Origin of the sequence: Pararhodobacter aggregans, from assembly GCF_003075525.1 — a bacterium.
GTDB classification, from domain to species: domain Bacteria; phylum Pseudomonadota; class Alphaproteobacteria; order Rhodobacterales; family Rhodobacteraceae; genus Pararhodobacter; species Pararhodobacter aggregans.
The window spans coordinates 508,219-523,470 of record NZ_QDDR01000001.1; the positions used below are offsets into that span (position 1 = coordinate 508,219).

The 15,252-nt window shown below is 69.5% G+C and carries 17 protein-coding genes; 8 read left to right on the forward strand and 9 right to left on the reverse strand.

What is annotated here, in order from left to right; genetic code table 11:
- Positions 1 to 101: 101 nt before the first annotated feature.
- Genes DDE23_RS02595 through DDE23_RS02615 form a run of 5 tightly spaced genes read left to right on the forward strand, consistent with a single transcriptional unit; the run spans position 102 to position 3,901 of the window.
- On the forward strand, positions 102 to 1,091 hold the full coding sequence (locus tag DDE23_RS02595) for a TRAP transporter substrate-binding protein (protein WP_107749816.1): 990 nt from the start codon (positions 102 to 104) through the stop codon (positions 1,089 to 1,091).
- Positions 1,092 to 1,601 (forward strand): TRAP transporter small permease, encoded by a 510-nt coding sequence (locus DDE23_RS02600; RefSeq protein WP_107749817.1) that lies wholly within the window; start codon positions 1,092 to 1,094, stop codon positions 1,599 to 1,601.
- On the forward strand, positions 1,598 to 2,902 hold the full coding sequence (locus DDE23_RS02605; RefSeq protein WP_107749818.1) for a TRAP transporter large permease: 1,305 nt from the start codon (positions 1,598 to 1,600) through the stop codon (positions 2,900 to 2,902). Before DDE23_RS02600 ends, DDE23_RS02605 begins: the two co-directional genes overlap by 4 nt.
- Complete coding sequence (locus tag DDE23_RS02610) at positions 2,902 to 3,582, forward strand: alpha/beta fold hydrolase (protein ID WP_107749819.1); 681 nt, start codon at positions 2,902 to 2,904, stop codon at positions 3,580 to 3,582. Before DDE23_RS02605 ends, DDE23_RS02610 begins: the two co-directional genes overlap by 1 nt.
- A gap of 4 nt (positions 3,583 to 3,586) precedes the next feature.
- Positions 3,587 to 3,901 carry a YciI family protein gene (locus DDE23_RS02615; protein ID WP_107749820.1) on the forward strand — a complete coding sequence of 105 codons (315 nt, stop codon included), beginning with the start codon at positions 3,587 to 3,589 and terminating at the stop codon, positions 3,899 to 3,901.
- On the opposite strand, the gene DDE23_RS02620 is transcribed toward DDE23_RS02615, so the two are convergent.
- Complete coding sequence (locus DDE23_RS02620) at positions 3,898 to 5,133, reverse strand: LysR family transcriptional regulator (RefSeq protein WP_107749821.1); 1,236 nt, start codon at positions 5,131 to 5,133, stop codon at positions 3,898 to 3,900. The genes DDE23_RS02615 and DDE23_RS02620 overlap by 4 nt on opposite strands.
- A 59-nt stretch (positions 5,134 to 5,192) precedes the next feature.
- On the opposite strand from DDE23_RS02620, the gene DDE23_RS02625 reads away from it, so the two are divergent.
- On the forward strand, positions 5,193 to 6,569 hold the full coding sequence (locus tag DDE23_RS02625) for an aminomethyl transferase family protein (RefSeq protein ID WP_238149877.1): 1,377 nt from the start codon (positions 5,193 to 5,195) through the stop codon (positions 6,567 to 6,569).
- An 11-nt stretch (positions 6,570 to 6,580) separates the two neighbouring features.
- Positions 6,581 to 7,474, forward strand: a complete 894-nt coding sequence (locus DDE23_RS02630; protein ID WP_107749822.1) for a methylenetetrahydrofolate reductase — start codon at positions 6,581 to 6,583, stop codon at positions 7,472 to 7,474.
- A 182-nt stretch (positions 7,475 to 7,656) separates the two neighbouring features.
- Here DDE23_RS02630 and DDE23_RS02635 read toward each other — a convergent pair whose 3' ends face one another.
- From DDE23_RS02635 to DDE23_RS02660, 7 genes are read right to left on the reverse strand one after another with little or no spacing between them, the layout of a single operon-like run.
- The gene (locus tag DDE23_RS02635) at positions 7,657 to 8,400 is read right to left on the reverse strand and encodes a hydroxypyruvate isomerase family protein (RefSeq protein WP_170121768.1); all 744 of its coding nucleotides are present in this window, start codon (positions 8,398 to 8,400) and stop codon (positions 7,657 to 7,659) included.
- Positions 8,397 to 9,443 (reverse strand): DUF1513 domain-containing protein, encoded by a 1,047-nt coding sequence (locus tag DDE23_RS25290; RefSeq protein ID WP_170121769.1) that lies wholly within the window; start codon positions 9,441 to 9,443, stop codon positions 8,397 to 8,399. Before DDE23_RS25290 ends, DDE23_RS02635 begins: the two co-directional genes overlap by 4 nt.
- Before the next feature lies 1 nt (position 9,444).
- Positions 9,445 to 10,431 carry an imelysin family protein gene (locus tag DDE23_RS02640; RefSeq protein WP_107749824.1) on the reverse strand — a complete coding sequence of 329 codons (987 nt, stop codon included), beginning with the start codon at positions 10,429 to 10,431 and terminating at the stop codon, positions 9,445 to 9,447.
- Positions 10,431 to 11,960 (reverse strand): di-heme oxidoreductase family protein, encoded by a 1,530-nt coding sequence (locus DDE23_RS02645; protein ID WP_238149878.1) that lies wholly within the window; start codon positions 11,958 to 11,960, stop codon positions 10,431 to 10,433. The genes DDE23_RS02640 and DDE23_RS02645 overlap by 1 nt, the downstream gene beginning before the upstream one ends.
- Positions 11,947 to 12,432: a bacterioferritin gene (gene bfr, locus DDE23_RS02650; RefSeq protein WP_107749826.1), complete on the reverse strand. Its 486-nt coding sequence runs from the start codon at positions 12,430 to 12,432 to the stop codon at positions 11,947 to 11,949. The genes DDE23_RS02645 and bfr overlap by 14 nt, the downstream gene beginning before the upstream one ends.
- Positions 12,429 to 12,674 (reverse strand): (2Fe-2S)-binding protein, encoded by a 246-nt coding sequence (locus DDE23_RS02655; RefSeq protein ID WP_107749827.1) that lies wholly within the window; start codon positions 12,672 to 12,674, stop codon positions 12,429 to 12,431. The genes bfr and DDE23_RS02655 overlap by 4 nt, the downstream gene beginning before the upstream one ends.
- A 10-nt stretch (positions 12,675 to 12,684) precedes the next feature.
- Positions 12,685 to 13,956: an imelysin family protein gene (locus DDE23_RS02660; RefSeq protein WP_107749828.1), complete on the reverse strand. Its 1,272-nt coding sequence runs from the start codon at positions 13,954 to 13,956 to the stop codon at positions 12,685 to 12,687.
- Positions 13,957 to 14,176: 220 nt separating this feature from the next.
- On the opposite strand from DDE23_RS02660, the gene DDE23_RS02665 reads away from it, so the two are divergent.
- Positions 14,177 to 14,641 (forward strand): SAM-dependent methyltransferase, encoded by a 465-nt coding sequence (locus tag DDE23_RS02665; RefSeq protein WP_107749829.1) that lies wholly within the window; start codon positions 14,177 to 14,179, stop codon positions 14,639 to 14,641.
- A gap of 6 nt (positions 14,642 to 14,647) precedes the next feature.
- On the opposite strand, the gene aroQ is transcribed toward DDE23_RS02665, so the two are convergent.
- Positions 14,648 to 15,085, reverse strand: coding sequence for a type II 3-dehydroquinate dehydratase (gene aroQ, locus DDE23_RS02670; protein WP_107749830.1), 438 nt, complete (start codon positions 15,083 to 15,085; stop codon positions 14,648 to 14,650).
- Between the last annotated feature and the right edge of the window lie 167 nt (positions 15,086 to 15,252).

Here is a 15,252-nt window from a genome sequence, read left to right on the forward strand (position 1 = left end):
GGTGCCGCGAAATCGATTTTGTCGCGCGCCGTTTCCGGTGATAGTGGCGCGGACGCACGTCGAACCGGGGCATCGAGGCCCCGAACCTGGGAGGAACTGCCATGCTTGACTTCACCACCCTGCGCACCGCGGGTGCGGCGCTGGCCGCTGCCGCCGTCCTGGCCGCCCCGGCCACCGCCACGACCCTGCGCCTGGCCCATTGGGTGCCGCCGCAGCACACGCTGACCGCCTCGACCATCGAACCGCTGCAGGCGGCCGTGTCGGGTGCCGGCGTCGAGATCCAGGTCTATCCCGGCGGCGAACTGGGCGCCGGTCCCCTGGAGCAATATGTCCGCGCCGTGACCGGCGTTGCCGACATCGTCTGGGGGCTTCAGGGCTATACCTCGTCGCAATTCCCGCGCACCATGATCTCGGAACTGCCGGGCGCGCTGCCCGAGGGCGTGAACGGCTACGACATGCTGTGGAACGCCCAGGAAGCGGGCCTTCTGGACGGCGAGTTCCCCGGCACCCGGCCGCTGGCCCTGTGGCTCAGCGAACCCAACGTCTTCATCATGCGCGACCATGACATCCGCACCCCCGCCGATGTGGCCGGGCTGAAGATCCGCGTCTCGGGCTCGGCCGCCGCCGCCGCCGTCGAGGCGCTGGGCGCGACCCCGGTGCAGATGCCCGCGGGCGAGATCTACAACGCCCTGCAGACCGGCCTGATCGACGGCGTCATCACCGGCGCCTCGGCGATCGGTGATTTCCGTCTGGACGAGGTGGCGAACAGCTACACGCTGGGCGCGCCGCTCGGCCGCATCTCGTTCTATCTGGTCATGAACCAGGGCGCCTATGACGGGCTATCGGATGACGAGCGCGCCGCGCTCGACGCCATCGCCGGCCGTGCGCTGTCGCAATCGGCCGAGGAAGGCTGGAACGCCCGCGCCCAGCAGGTGATCGACCAGATCAGCGCCACCGGTGACAACACCGTCTACACGCTGACCCCGGAAGAGGCCGAGGCCTTCGCCGCGCTGACCCTGCCGGTCCGTGACGCGGTCGTCGCCACCGTCGATGGCGGCGCTGAAGTCCTGAGCGTGATGCAGGGCCAGTAAGTGCTTCGCACTCTTGACACTTTCGCGGGCAGGGTCATCGCCCTGTCCGCGATCCTCGGCACGCTGGGGCTGATCGGCGAAGTCGTCGTGATCCTGATCGACGTGGCCGGGCGCTATTTCGGCTCGCCCCTGAGGGGCGCGCAGGATCTGACGCAGATGGGGATGGTGGTCCTTGTCTTCGGCGGCATGGCGCTGTGCGACCGCCAGGGCGGGCATATCGCCGTCGACCTGTTCGAGCGCAAGATGCCCGATTGGATGATCCGTCTGACCGACCTGCTGGCCGCGGGTGCCGGGGCGCTGATCTTCTCCGGCATCGCCTGGCAGATGTGGAAATCCGCCGCCATCAGCCGGATGCTGAACCTCGCCACCAATATCATCTACCTGCCGAAGGCCTGGTTCCAGTACTACATCGTCGTCTGCTGCATCATCACCGCCGTCGGGATGCTGCTGCGCGTGGTGTCGCTGCTGATGGGCGGGCCGATCCGGCGCTCGGAAGGTCACCAATCATGAGCGAACTCGCCATTGGCATCATCGGCATGGCGAGCCTCTTCGTCCTGCTGGGTTTCCGCATTCCGGTCGCCTTCTCCATGTTCGTGGTGGGCTTTCTGGGCATTGCCGCGATGCGCGGATTCAATGTCGCGGTCAATTACCTCGCCTCCGAACCCTTCACGCTGGGCGCCTCGGCCGAACTGGTCGTCGTGCCGCTCTTCATCCTGATGGGCAATGTCGCCACCGAGACCGGCATGAGCCGCCGGCTCTATGACGCGGCCTATGCCATCATCGGCTCGGTCCGGGGCGGGCTTGCCTCGGCCACGATCATCGGCTGCGGCGGCTTTGCCGCGCTTTCCGGCTCGTCGGTCGCCTCGGCGCTGACCATGGGCCGGGTGTCCCTGGGCGAGATGGAGCGCTTCGGCTACGACAACCGCCTCTCGACCGGCTCGGTCGCCGCGGGCGGCACGCTGGGCATCCTGATCCCGCCCTCGACCGGCTTCGTCATCTACGCCATCCTGACGCAGGAATCGATCGGGCGGCTGTTCCTGGCGGGCGTGCTGCCGGGGCTTCTGCTGCTGGCGATGTTCGTGCTGACCATCATCCTGATGTGCTGGATCTGGCCCGAGATGGGCCCCGCGGGTCCGCGCACCACCCTGACCGAGAAGATGCGCGCCATGATCGGCGCGGTGCCGATCCTGTCGGTCATCGTCGTCACCATCGGCGGCATCTATACCGGCATCTTCTCGCCGACCGAGGCCTCGGCCGTCGGCGCGGGCCTGATTATCGCCATCGGCCTCATCAGCCGCACGCTGACGCTCAGGGTCTTCTGGAACGCGGCCAAATCCTCGGTCACCACCACCGCCACGGTGATGCTGATCCTGATCGCGGCCCATATGATTATTCCCTTCCTGGCGCTGACGCATATCCCGCAGCAGCTGGGCGCCTTCCTCTCGGGCCTCGACGTGCCGCCGCTGGTGGTGCTGGGTCTGATCCTGTTCTGCTACCTGATCCTGGGCTGCTTCCTGGAAGGCTTCGCCATGCTGGTGCTGACGATGCCGATCTTCTTCCCGGTGATCCAGCAACTGGGGCTCGACCCGATCTGGTTCGGCGTCCTCGTGGTGCTGACGCTGGAAATGGGGCTGATCTCGCCTCCCGTCGGGGTCAACGTCTTCATCGTCAAGTCGCTGGTGCCGCATGTCACGCTGGGCACGATCTTCCGCGGCGTGGTGCCGTTCTGGATCGCCATGATGGTGACGCTGGGCCTGCTGGTGGCTTTCCCGCAGATCGCGCTCTACCTGCCCAACACGATGATCAACTGATGAACGTTCTGCTGATACCCGGCCTCCTGTGCGATTCCTATTGCTGGGGGCCGGTCGTTTCGCGTCTGCCCGGGGCCCGCGTCGCTGATCTGTCCAGCCAGGACAGCATCACAAGGATGGCCGAGGATCTGCTGGCGCAAAACCCCGGGCCTTTGCGCGTGGCCGGGCATTCCATGGGCGCGCGCGTCGCCATCGAGATGACCCGCCTCTCGCCCGAGCGGATCGAGCGGCTGGCGCTGCTGGATACCGGCATCCACCCGCTGAAACCCGGTGAGCCCGCCAGCCGGGCCGAGATCGTGCGCTATGCCTATGACCACGGGATGCAGGCGCTGGCCGCGCGCTGGCTGCCGCCGATGGTCTGGGAGGGCAACCAGTCGAATGCGCAGCTGATGGCCGACCTCACCGCCATGGTCCTGCGCATGGACCCCGACCTGCACGCCCGCCAGATCAAGGCGCTGGTCGAGCGCCCGGATGCCGAGGCGGGGCTGGCGCGGGTCGCCTGTCCGGTTCTGCTGATGGTCGGCCGTCAGGACCAATGGTCGCCCGTGTCGCAGCACGAGGACATGCTGCGCCTCGTCCCCGGCGCGCGGCTGGAAATCATAGAGAACGCCGGCCATTTCGCCCCGGTCGAACAGCCCGAGGCTGTCGCCGACCGTCTGGTCCCCTTCCTGTCGGAGTAACCCCATGTTCTTCCTGATGGAATGCCTGCACAACGAGGGCGTCGCCGAGGCCCGCGACCGCCTGCGCCCGGTGCATCGCGATTGGGTGAAATCGGGGGGCGCGGGGCTGGCGTCGGTCCTGATCGGCTCGGCACTCTGGGCCGATGACGGCAGCGCCATCGGCCATTGGGGCATTCTGGAGGCCGAGACGCCCGAGGCCGCGCGCGCCTTTGCCGGGGGCGATCCCTTCGCCCTTGAGGGCGTGGTGCGCGAAATCAAGGTCACGCGGCTGGCCGACACCTTCATGGCCGACCGGGTGAGCCCCCGGATGACCCTCTAGACCAGCCCGAGCGCCGCGATATGACGCCTCAGGCATGCCACGAACACCTCGACCGCCGCCGGGTTGGGCGTGTCGGCGCGGCGGGTCAGGCCGATGGGCACCCGGGGATCGGGCAGGGCCACGTCGAGGCGCTTCAGATCGGGATTGAGCCGCGCCAGACGCTCGCGGCTGTAGCACAGCATCGCCACGGATTCGCTGCCGAGGCTCATTTGCTCGGCATTGGCGAAGGAAAAGATCTCGACCGACTGGGTTTGCGGCGGGCGGGGCGCGTCCAGAAAGAACGCCTCGAAATAGCGCCGGACCGGCGTGCCATGCGGCGCCACGCTCCAGTTGAGCGCGGCCAGCGCCTCGCGCGTGAAGGGGCCGGCGTGGCAGGGATGGTCGCGGCGCGCGATCATCACGTATTCCTCGTCATAGAGCCATTCCTCGGTCAGGCCGGGCGGCGGCGGGACGCGCAAGGTGCCCATGATGAGGTCGATCTCGCCCCGCAGCAGGGCGTCGACCAGCATGGAATAGCCCCCCGGCACCGCCACCAGCCGCAAGCGCGGATGGTCGCGCGTCATCTCGGCGAAAGCCTCGACCACCAGATTCTGCCCGGAAAACGGCAACATGCCGACCGCGACCCGCCCGCTGAGGCCGGTGGTGCTGCTGTCCAGAAGCCCGGCCAGCGCGCCCAGCTCCTGAGCCACCTCGTGCCACAGGAAGGCCAGATCCCGCGCCACCGGCAGGGCCTGCAACCCGTCGGGGCGCCGGGCGAAAAGCGGCTGTCCGGCATAGCCCGCGACCTCGCCCAGGGCCTGGCTGACGGCGGGCTGCCGCATCCCCAGCGCCTGCGCCGCGGCCGAGGCGCTGCCCGCCCGGACGCAGGTAGAGACGGCGCGCAGATGGCGCCAGCGGGCCAGCGCCGCCAGCCGGGCCGGGGGATGGGCGGCATCAAACGCCTCGATCCGGTTCAGCACCCGCTGGCATTGCCGCGCCACCACATCGCCCGCCGCTGTGGTGTCGGTCCCCGACCAGCCGCGCTGGAAAAGCGTGACGCCCAGCCGTTCCTCGGCGGCGCGGACATGGCGCGACAGCGCCGACTGGCTGAGGTTCAGCGCCTCGGCCGCCTGCGCGGTGCGGCGGTGCTCGGCCAGCGCCCGGACGGCGCGGATCTCGGCGGCGGAAAGGGGCAGGGCGGGGTTCATGGCGCGGATATAAGCAAAGTGACGGGTGATATTCAAATCGAACATAAGCGGGTCGGCGCGCGCCCTGCTACTGACGGGTCACAGGTTTCGCAAGGGAGGATTCCGTGACCGTCAGATCGCTCACCGACAAGCTCAACGCCGAGGGCAACCCGGCCCGCATGATGTACAACGCCCCGACCGGGCGCTACGCCTTCCCCATCGCCTCGGAATTCACGCATTGGGCCGAAGAGCAGCGCGCCTGGCGCGAGGGCGTGGCGCTGATGGACCAGTCGTTCCACATGACCGACCTCTATGTGTCGGGGCCCGATACGATCCGGCTGCTGGAACACCTCGCCGTCAATTCTTTCAAGGGCTTCGGGCGCAACAAGGCCAAGCAGATCGTCTGCTGCAACGAGGACGGCTACCTGATCGGCGATTGCATCGTCTTCGGGCTGGAGGACGATTCGGTCAACATCGTCGGCCGCCCGCCGGTGCCGAACTGGGTGCAGTTCCACGCCGAAACCGGCGATTGGGATGTGACGATCACCCGCGACCAGCGCAGCCTCGACGATCCCGACAAGCCGCGCCTCACCTACCGCTACGAGGTGCAGGGCCCGAAGGCGCTGGACCTGCTGAACGCGGTGAACGAGGGCGGGCCGCTGACCACCAAGTTCTTCAACATGGGCGAGATCACCATCGCCGGTTGCGTCGGACGGACGCTGTCGCACGGCATGGGCGGCTCGCAGGGGTTGGAGATCTTCGGCCCGGCGGCGGATGGACCGAAGGTCAAGGCGGCGCTCCTGAAAGCCGGTGAGGCGTTCGGGCTGCGGCAGGTCGGCTCGCGCGCCTATGCCTCGGCGGCGGCGGAATCGGGCTGGGTGCCCTCGCCCCTGCCGGCGATCTACACCGGCGACGGCACGCGCGCCTATCGCGACTGGCTGCCCGCGCAAGGCTTCGAGGGGATGAGCACCATCGGCGGCAGCTTCGTCTCGGACCGGGTCGAGGATTACTACTTCACGCCCTGGGACCTCGATTACGGCCGGGTGGTGAAATTCGACCACGATTTCATCGGCCGCAAGGCGCTGGAGGCCATGGCGCCGGGGCCGCACCGGCAGAAGGTGACGCTGGTCTGGAACCCCGACGATGTGGCGGACCTCTTCCGCGGCCTTCAGGATGCCGAGGGGCTGGCGCCCAAGATCATGGAAATGCCCGCGGCGCATTACGCGGCCCATCCCTATGACCGGGTGGAAAAGGACGGCGCGCTGGTCGGTGTCTCGATCACGCCGATCTATTCGGCCAACGAACGGGCCTTCCTGTCGCTGGCCATCGTCGCGCCGGAACAGGCCGTGACCGGCACCGAACTGTCCGTGGTCTGGGGCGAGCCCGATGGCGGCAGCCGCAAGCCGGCGGTGGAGCGCCACCGGCAGGTCACGCTGCGCGCCACCGTCCACCCCTGGCCCATTCACGAGGCCTCGCGCCTCACCTACCGAAACCAGAACTGAGGAGATCCGAGATGGCCCTGTTCAACCTGCGCCCCACCAAGGGGACTGCACCCAAGTCCGACGCGCTGGCCGCGCTCTTGGACGGGGCCTCGCTCGAGGTGATGCCCCGCACCGCCGCCAAGATCGACAGCTTCGCCGAGATCCTGCCGGCGGGCACGCGGGTCTATGTCGCGCATATCGAGGGCACGCCCATCGACGAGATGGTGGCCACGGTGAAGCGGCTGACGGACGAGGGCTTTGCGGCCATGCCGCATGTCCCCGGCCGGATCATCGACAGCCGCGCCACGCTGGAAACCTGGCTGAAGCGCTACCGCGAGGAAGCGGGCGCCGAGCAGGCGCTGGTTCTGGCGGGCGGCGTGCCGACGGTGGCGGGCGAATTCACCTCGGCCATCGATCTCTTGAAGACCGGGCTTTTCGACCAGCTCGGCTTCAAGCGGCTGCATGTCGCGGGGCATCCCGAGGGCAACAAGGACATCGACCCGGCGGGCGGGACGAAGGTGGTGGACGAGGCGCTGATGTGGAAACAGGGATTTTCCCAGCAGACCGACGCCGAGATGGCGATCGCCACGCAATTCGCCTTTGAATCGGGTCCGATCATCGCCTGGGCCGAGCGGCTGGCGGCGATGGGCATCACCCTGCCGATCCATCTGGGCGTGGCGGGGCCGACGAAGCTGCAGACGCTGATCAAATTCGCCATCGCCTGCGGGGTGGGGCCGTCCTTGAGCGTATTGCAGAAGCGGGCCATGGATCTGACCAAGCTGCTGGTGCCCTTCGAGCCCACCGACCTGCTGACCGAGATCGCCGCCTACCGCGCGACGAACCCGGACAGCCTTTTGCAGAAGGTGCATCTGTTCCCGCTGGGCGGGATCAAGACCTCGGCCGAGTGGCTGGGCGAGCATAAGTAAAAGGGCGGGGGGCTGCCGCCCCCCGCACCCCCTGCTTCAAGGGGGGAGCAGGCTCCCCCCTTGAAAATCCCCCCTGCGTATTTGGAGCAGAATGAAACCTGCGGGCGGTCGGGGCGGGCTGCGGCAGGTGGAGCCCGAAGAGCGAGGGCATCGCTGCGGAAAGCGGGAGACAGGGCGTATTTTCAACAAGATGATAGGCGGGTGAGCCAGTCGAGCGAGGCCTCGGTGGCGCCGTTCGGGCGGTATTCGGCGCCGATGAAGCCCGGCCAGTCGAGCTGCGGCAGGAGGCTGGCGTAATCGACGCTGCCGTGATCGGGCGGGCCGCGATCCGGGACGGCGGCGAACTGCACATGCCCGATGCGGGTGCGGTGGGCGCGGAAGGTGGCGGCGATATCGCCCTCGGTCCGGCCGACATGGTAGCAGTCGAACATCTGTTTCAGGTTGGGGCGGTTCAGGGCGGCGAGGGTTTCCGCCGCCTGCGCCTGGCTGGCGAGGTGGTAGCCCGGCACGTCATGGGCGTTGATCGCCTCGATCAGGATGGTGACGCCGGGCGGCGCCCGGTCGCAGGCATGGGCGAGATTGGCGCGGAAGGTGGCCTCGTCGCCGTGCCGGCCTGCCATGACATGCACGGCGCCAGTCCCGGTCGCCGCGGCATAGGCCAGCGCGTCGTCGATGGCGGCGCGGGCCTCGGCCTCGCGGCCCCTGAGCGCGGCGAGGCCGAACTCGCCCGGGCCGCCGGGACGGGTGTTGAGGCTGACCATGGGCAGGCCGGTCTCGGTCAGGGCGGCGGCGACCTGCGCGGCCGGGATGGCATAGGGGAAATGGCATTCGACCGCGGCGAAACCCGCCGCCTTGGCGGCGCGGATCGCCTCGGGCAGGGGGCGGTCGGTCCAGAGGAAGCCGAGATTGGCCGAAAAGCGCCTCACAGCGTCACGACATGGTTGTCCCAGGCGCGCGGCCGCAGGCCGAGGGGGCGGGCGATGCCGCCCTCGACCCGGAGGATGCCGCCGCCGCCGTCGGTGGTCAGGAACCCGCTCTCGCAGGGGGCGAGGCCGCAGACATCGGCGCGCGTCGTGGCGCCGAGAAACGCGCCCTCCAGCGAGAAGCGGTGCATCCGGCCGCCGCGGGGCGAGGTGATCGCGACCTCCGCCCCCGAGATGGCGACCGAGCCCGCGTAGCCCTGCATCATCGCCTGTTCGGGGCCGGGGGCCATGGCCAGCACCGGCGCCGCGCCCCGGCGGTGCAGGCCGAGGAGGGGGACGGTCCGCGCCGGATCGCCCTCCCATTGCAGGGCGAAGGCGAGCCTGCCCTCGGCATGGGCCAGATGGCGGATCGAGTTGGAATGCAGATCCGCGGGCAGGGTGATCTGTTCGGCGAGGCGGTCGCCCTCGATATAGACCAGCGACGGCGCCATCGTCGGAAGGTTCAGCTTGGTGCGGTCCGTGGGATCGGTGGCGATGCCGCCATTGGCCACGGCGAAGACGTCACCCGGAAGGCGCAGCACCTCATGCGGGCCGATGCCGCCGGTCTCGATCTGGCCGATCCGGCGATAGTCGCTGTCCCAGAGGCCGAGGAAGCCCTGGCTGTCCGAGGCCCGCTGCTCGACCGTGTAAAGGCGGGTGCCGTCCTCGGTGAAGGCGCCATGGCCGTTGAACTGCATGCCCTCGGGCGGGGTCAGCTGCCTGAGCCGCGCGCCCGAGCCGCAATCGAGGACCAGCGCCCAGGCGCCGGGGCGGCGGGCGAAGACCACGGCTTCGGGGCGCGAGGGATGGGCGGCGCCGGCATGGCCGCGCGCGGGCAGCGGCAGGCGGAACGTGTCCGCCCCCGCGGTGTCGAGGCCGAAAAGCGCGTGCCCGCCATCCGCTTCCCGCGCGCAGGCCAGCCAGCGCGGGTTTCCGGCATCGGCCCAGGAGGGCAGGGGCGCGGCGAGGGCCGCGAGCCCGGCGAGGAAGGCGCGGCGCGATCCCATCTCAGTCGCCGTCCAGGGCGTTGAACCCGGGGGCGATGCCCATCGAGGTGCCGATCTCGGAGATCAGCACCTCGCCGATGGTCCGCACCCGCCCCTGCAGCGATTCCAGATGCAGGCGGCCTTGCGGATCGCTGATGTCCTGAAAGGCCGGGTCGGTGATGGCCAGCGAGAAATAGGCGGCGGCGTCGAAGGCGCTGTCCACGGCGTCGACCGGATGACCGGCGAGCGCGGTCGCCATCGCATGCAGCGATTCAAGCGACAGGGTCAGGTTGCGCAGGCTGCGGCCCGAGCGCCAGTTTTCGGCCCGTTGCGGGCGGGGGCGGTCCTCGGTCCCCATCGGCTGGCCGAGGCGCTGGTCGGCGTCGAACTCGACACCCCCGTGCAGCGCGGTGAAAAGCGCGCGCTCGGCCTCGGCCATCGACAGGAAGGTGGCGTTGCCGGGCTGCCCGGCGGTGCGCAGCTCGGGCGCGAATTTCTCGCGCCAGGCCGCGTCCAGCGCGGCGGCCTGGGTGGCGAGGTCATGGGCCATGACCGAGACCAGCGTGCAGGAATAGCTGTCGGGCTCGTACCCGTTGAAATCGGGGTCGTAGAGCAGGGTCTCCAGCGCATAGAGCCCGCGCGCCGCGGCCGAGACCTGGGGGAAGTCGTCGCCATGCACGCCCATCGGGTCCTGCGCGGCGATCATCCGGGCCAGCGTCCGGCGCCCGGCGCTGCGCGCGTCTGGCCAGAAGGCGATGGTCAGCGCCGCCTGTTCCCCGGGGCCAAGCCGCAGATGGCCGATGCGGACCCAGGCATCCATGGCGCTGTTCCACAGCGGCGCGAGGTCCTGCGGCTGGCAGAAGTCGATCGCCTGATCGTCAAGCGCCTGCGTGGCCTGGGCAAAAGCGGCGGTGCCGGGCAGCACGTGATCGTCGAGGACCGCGTCGACACCGGCCAGCGCGGGTGCAGCGACAAGGGTCAGGGCCAGAACGGCGGGGGCAAGGCGCATCACAGGGACTCCAGAAAGCGCAACAGGGCGGCGCGGTCGTCGGGGGCCAGCGCGACGATCTCGTCGCGCGCGGCCTGCGCCTCGCCCCCGTGCCAGAGGATCGCCTCGAGCAGGGTGCGGGCGCGGCCATCGTGCAGGAACTGGGTATGCCCGCTGACCTGCCCGGTCAAGCCGATGCCCCAGAGCGGCGGCGTGCGCCATTCCCGGCCGCTGGCGCGCCCCTCGGGGCGGTCGTCGGCCAGACCCTCGCCCATGTCGTGCAGGAGGAGGTCCGTGTAGGGCCAGATCAGCTGGAACGAGCGTTCGGGCTGGTCGGGCAGGGTGGCGGTGACGAAGGCCGGGCGGTGACAGGCGGCGCAGCCCGAGTCGTGAAAGATGGTGCGGCCGCGCAGGACTTCGGCATCCTCGACCTCGCGGCGGGCGGGCACGCCCAGCGTGGCGCTGTAGAAGGTCACGAGGTCGAGCACGGCGTCGCCCACCTCCAGCCCGCCCTGTTCGGCGTCGGCGCCATCGGGGGCGGCGCGGCAATCGGCCTGCACCACGGTGCAATCGCCCCAGCCCTGGCGGTGGAGCGTGCTGGAGAGGCCCATGTCGCGGTGGAAAGCCGAGGCGACCTGCGCCCGCAGGGTCGGCATGCCCGCCTTGTGGCCGAAGCGTCCCAGCATCGGCGCGTCGAATTCCGCCGACCAGACGAAGGCGGCGCGGCCGGAAATACCGTCGCCATCCGCGTCGTCAGGATCGGCCAGCGCCAGGATCTGGGCCTCGGGGATCGCCTCCAGCAGGCCCAGCCCGATCAGCGGCGGCGCCACGCGCGGGCTGAGCATGGCATCGGCGGCCAGCGGGCCATGGGCCGGATCGGCGACCGACCAGAGGGGGCGGCGCAGGGTCACGGTCTCGCCGCCCGACAGCTCGACCGGGACCTCTTGCCAGGTGACGGCGACCTGACCCTCGGCGGCATGGCCGGGCAGGGCATGGTCCTGCAACTGGTCGCCATAGGTCGGTTCGGGCAGGGTGGCGATCCACTCGGCGATGCCCTGGGGGCCGGAAGTGCCCGAGGGCGCGGGGATCGAGAGGTGCAGCACCAGACCCGAGGGCTGGTCGCTGCCATCGGGCACCTGGCCGCGGCCGTCCTGCCGGTGGCAGAGCACGCAGGCCCGGGCGTTGAACAGGGGCCCCAGCCCGTCCGAGGCGATGGTCGAGGAGGGGGCCGAGACCCAGGGCCGCTGGAACAGCGCCTCACCCAGCACGAAATCCATGCGCTGTTCGGCGCTCAGATTGGCGGCGGGTTGGGAAAAGGCGTCGGCGCCGTCCCGCGCGCGGACCGTGCCCGCCCCGCCCGAACGCAGCTCGAAGCGTTGCGCCTGTGTCGGATCGGATGGCGGGCCAACGACCAGCGCCGCCCGCCGCGCCTCGCGCGGGTCATGCGGCGGGACGGCGAGATGCAGCGCTGACGGCTCTTGCGCGGCGGTGCCGAGGGGAAGGGCGGCCGCGAACAGGGTCGCGGCCGCGAGGACCTTACTCGGCGGCATCCATCGAGGCGGCGTTGAGCAGCGCATAGCGTTCTTCCCCAAGCCGGTCGTGCAGCGCGATCTGCGTCTCGAGGAAGTCGATATGGCCTTCCTCGTCCGCCAGCAGCTCCTGGAACAGCTCCATCGACACGAAGTCGCTGACCGACTGGCAATAGGCGCGGGCCTCGCGATAGAGCGCGGCGGCCTCTTCCTCGGCGGCGAGGTCGGCTTTCAGCGTCTCGATCGGGGTCTCGCCGATGCGCAGCGAATCGAGCTTCTGCAGGTTCGGATGGCCACCGAGAAAGATGATCCGGGCGATCAGCTTGTCGGCGTGCTGCATCTCCTCGATGCTTTCCTCGCGGCTCTTCTTGGCCATCTTGGCCAGGCCCCAGTCTTCCTGAAGGCGGAAATGCAGCCAGTACTGGCTGACCGCGGTCAGTTCCGAGCGCAGAGCGCGGTTGAGATACTCGATGACCTTGGCGTCACCCCTCATGAGCGTTCCTCCTGTGTGGCCGCGCGGCGCAATCCGCGCAGCTGCATGGGAACCTGCGTATGCGGATTCGACCGCAGCGTCGAGAGGAACAGGGACATGCAGCCCCCGCAATCGGCCGATTTCCCCAAGGCGCGATAGACCTTGCCCGGGGTGACGATGGTCATCGGGTCGGCGGCGCGCATCCAGTCGACCGCGGCATGGATGTCGCGGTCGGTGATATGCTGGCAGGAACAGACGATCATCGCCGGGGCCTCACTGGAAGACGGACGAGGGGTTGTCGAGGCTGTCCGACCCTTCGAGCGAGACGCCATCCAGCCCCAGCGCGGTGATCGCGCGTTCGATGTCGCGGGTCTGGGCAACCAGCGCGTTGACGGCCGCCATGATGACCGTCTCGCCCTCGGCATTGCCGGGCGCCAGCATCATGTCATAGGCCATGCCGCCCTCGGCGGTGTCGACCATGGTCTGCAAGGCCGCGACCGAGGCATCGAGCCCGCCGCGCAGCGCCGTATCCAGCGCCGGATCCGCGGCCGCGACCAGCGTATCCAGTCCCGCGCCGCTGACCACGCTGCCGTCGATGCGGGTGTAGGTGCCGACATAGACGTTGCGGATGCCGACGCCGTCGTAGAAATGGCTCCAGGGCGTGTTGTCCGAGAAGCAATCCTGCTCTTCCTCGGGGTCGTTCAGCAACAGGCCCAGCCGGATCCGCTCACCGGCCAGCTCGCCGTAGGACAGGCTGCCCATGCCGGTGAGGATGCTGGCAAGCCCGGCGCGTTCATCGGCCATCAGCGTGGCGCGGGCCTCGCCTTCCTCGGTCCAATGCCCGGCCATCTCGGCCAGATCGGCGACCAGAAGCCCGGTCGCGGCGCGCAGGTATTCGGCGCGGCGGTCGCAATTGTCGTTGGTGCAGGCCTCGCCCTGGGCGTAATCGGTCCAGGGGCGGTCGCCGGCGCCCGGCCCGGTGCCGTTCAGGTCCTGACCCCAGAGCAGGAATTCCACCGCGTGATAGCCGGTCGCCACATTGGCGTCGACGTCATCGGCCTCGTGCAGGACATCCTGCAACAGCGCCGCGTCGATGGTCGCGGCATCGACCGTCTCGCCGCCCAGCGTGAAGCTGGGATTGGCGACGACGTTGAGGTCCGCCAGCCCGTTGTCGTCGCCGCCGACATAGCCGCGCGCCACATAGTCGATCAGCCCCTCGTCCAGCGGCCAGGCGTTCACGCGGCCTTCCCAATCGTCGACGATGGCATTGCCGAAGCGGAACACCTCGGTCTGCATGTAGGGCACGCGGGCGGCGCGCCAGGCGGTGCGGGCGGCCTCGAGCCCCTCGGCCGAGGGGGCGGCGAGGAAGGCCTCGATGGCGGCCTGCAGGGTCTCGGCGCTGCTGTGGGCGTCGGCATAGGCGGCCTCGGCGATATCGGCATAGGTGGTCAGCACCTCGCCCGGGGTGGCGGCCTGTGCCGTCAGGGGCGCCGAGACGGGCAGGGCGATGGCGGCGGCAAGAAGCAGGGGCGAGATCGGGCGCATGGGATCCTCTGGCTGGCACCGCGCGGGGCGCGGAAGGGCATGCCGGGCTGGCCATCGCAACGAGAAAACGGCTTGGCTTGGCGCGGGCACCATGGCGCCGGTCAGGCCGAAAGTCAATCCCGATATCTTTAGTTGGGTATTCCGGGCGGGCCGCCGCCGCCGCGTCTTTCCGCCGCGCGTCTCCCTGCTATGCTGGGCGCAAGCAGGCGCAGGGGGAGCCATGACATCCTATCAGATCGAGCCCGTCGGCCATGTCCGGGGCGGCCGCACGCTGCCCGAGGACGACGCCTGGGGCCCCAGCCGCGCGGTGATCGAGCTGGACGCAAGCCGCTTCGGGCCCGAGGCGCTGGCCGGGCTCGACGCCTTCAGCCATGCCGAGGTGATCTTCCTGTTCGACCGCGTCCCGCCCGAGAAGATCGAGACCGGCGCCCGCCATCCCCGCAACCGCGCCGATTGGCCGCTGACCGGGATCTTCGCCCAGCGCGGCAAGAACCGGCCCAACCGGCTGGGGGTGACGATCTGCCGGATCCTGGGGGTCGAGGGGCGGGCGCTTAGCGTCGAGGGGCTCGACGCCATTGACGGGACGCCGGTGATCGACATCAAGCCGGTGATGCGGGAATTCCTTCCGCGCGGCCGGGTCGAACAGCCCGACTGGGTGACCGAGATGATGGCGCGCTACTGGTAGGGGGGCTCAGCCCAGCAGATGCGCCATGTGCCGCATGGCCAACACATAGCCATGCACCCCGAACCCCGCCATCACCGCATCGGCCCGGTGGCTGACATAGGAATGGTGGCGGAAGGCCTCGCGCTTGTGGACCTGGCTGATATGCACCTCGATCACCGGGCCTTCGAAGGTGTTCAGCGCATCCAGTACCGCCACCGAGGTATGGGTCAGCGCCGCCGGGTTGATGATGATCCCCGCCGCCGACTCGCGTGCCTCGTGGATCCAGTCGACGATCTGCCCCTCCCAGTTGGATTGCAGAAGTCGTGTCTCCAGTCCCGCCTCGGCGCCGATCGCGGCGCAGGCGGCGGCCACGTCGTCCAGCGTCTCGCGCCCGTAGATCTCGGGCTGGCGGCGGCCCAGCAGGTTCAGGTTGGGACCGTTGAGGATATGGATCATGGGGGTCATTGCGAAAGCGCCTCTGCAGCCCGGTTCGGTTTGCAGCCAGCTTAGGCAAGGCCCGCGCCCCATGCCAGAGCACTTGCCCGCGCGCAGGCCGCTGCTCGCACGTTTTTGTGCGCCTCGGAACGCTACCCGGACGGGCAGAACGCGGCTAGGATGGTCCGAGGCCAGCG

What these genes read in the sequence shown, in the direction of transcription:
- DDE23_RS02595 (WP_107749816.1), top strand. Translation starts at nt 102, where the DNA reads ATGCTTGACTTCACCACCCTGCGCACCGCGGGTGCGGCGCTGGCCGCT.
- DDE23_RS02605 (WP_107749818.1), top strand. Translation starts at nt 1,598, where the DNA reads ATGAGCGAACTCGCCATTGGCATCATCGGCATGGCGAGCCTCTTCGTC.
- DDE23_RS02610 (WP_107749819.1), top strand. Translation starts at nt 2,902, where the DNA reads ATGAACGTTCTGCTGATACCCGGCCTCCTGTGCGATTCCTATTGCTGG.
- DDE23_RS02615 (WP_107749820.1), top strand. Translation starts at nt 3,587, where the DNA reads ATGTTCTTCCTGATGGAATGCCTGCACAACGAGGGCGTCGCCGAGGCC.
- DDE23_RS02620 (WP_107749821.1), bottom strand. Translation starts at nt 5,133, where the DNA reads ATGTTCGATTTGAATATCACCCGTCACTTTGCTTATATCCGCGCCATG.
- DDE23_RS02630 (WP_107749822.1), top strand. Translation starts at nt 6,581, where the DNA reads ATGGCCCTGTTCAACCTGCGCCCCACCAAGGGGACTGCACCCAAGTCC.
- DDE23_RS25290 (WP_170121769.1), bottom strand. Translation starts at nt 9,443, where the DNA reads ATGGGATCGCGCCGCGCCTTCCTCGCCGGGCTCGCGGCCCTCGCCGCG.
- DDE23_RS02640 (WP_107749824.1), bottom strand. Translation starts at nt 10,431, where the DNA reads ATGCGCCTTGCCCCCGCCGTTCTGGCCCTGACCCTTGTCGCTGCACCC.
- DDE23_RS02645 (WP_238149878.1), bottom strand. Translation starts at nt 11,960, where the DNA reads ATGCCGCCGAGTAAGGTCCTCGCGGCCGCGACCCTGTTCGCGGCCGCC.
- bfr (WP_107749826.1), bottom strand. Translation starts at nt 12,432, where the DNA reads ATGAGGGGTGACGCCAAGGTCATCGAGTATCTCAACCGCGCTCTGCGC.
- DDE23_RS02655 (WP_107749827.1), bottom strand. Translation starts at nt 12,674, where the DNA reads ATGATCGTCTGTTCCTGCCAGCATATCACCGACCGCGACATCCATGCC.
- DDE23_RS02660 (WP_107749828.1), bottom strand. Translation starts at nt 13,956, where the DNA reads ATGCGCCCGATCTCGCCCCTGCTTCTTGCCGCCGCCATCGCCCTGCCC.
- DDE23_RS02665 (WP_107749829.1), top strand. Translation starts at nt 14,177, where the DNA reads ATGACATCCTATCAGATCGAGCCCGTCGGCCATGTCCGGGGCGGCCGC.
- aroQ (WP_107749830.1), bottom strand. Translation starts at nt 15,085, where the DNA reads ATGACCCCCATGATCCATATCCTCAACGGTCCCAACCTGAACCTGCTG.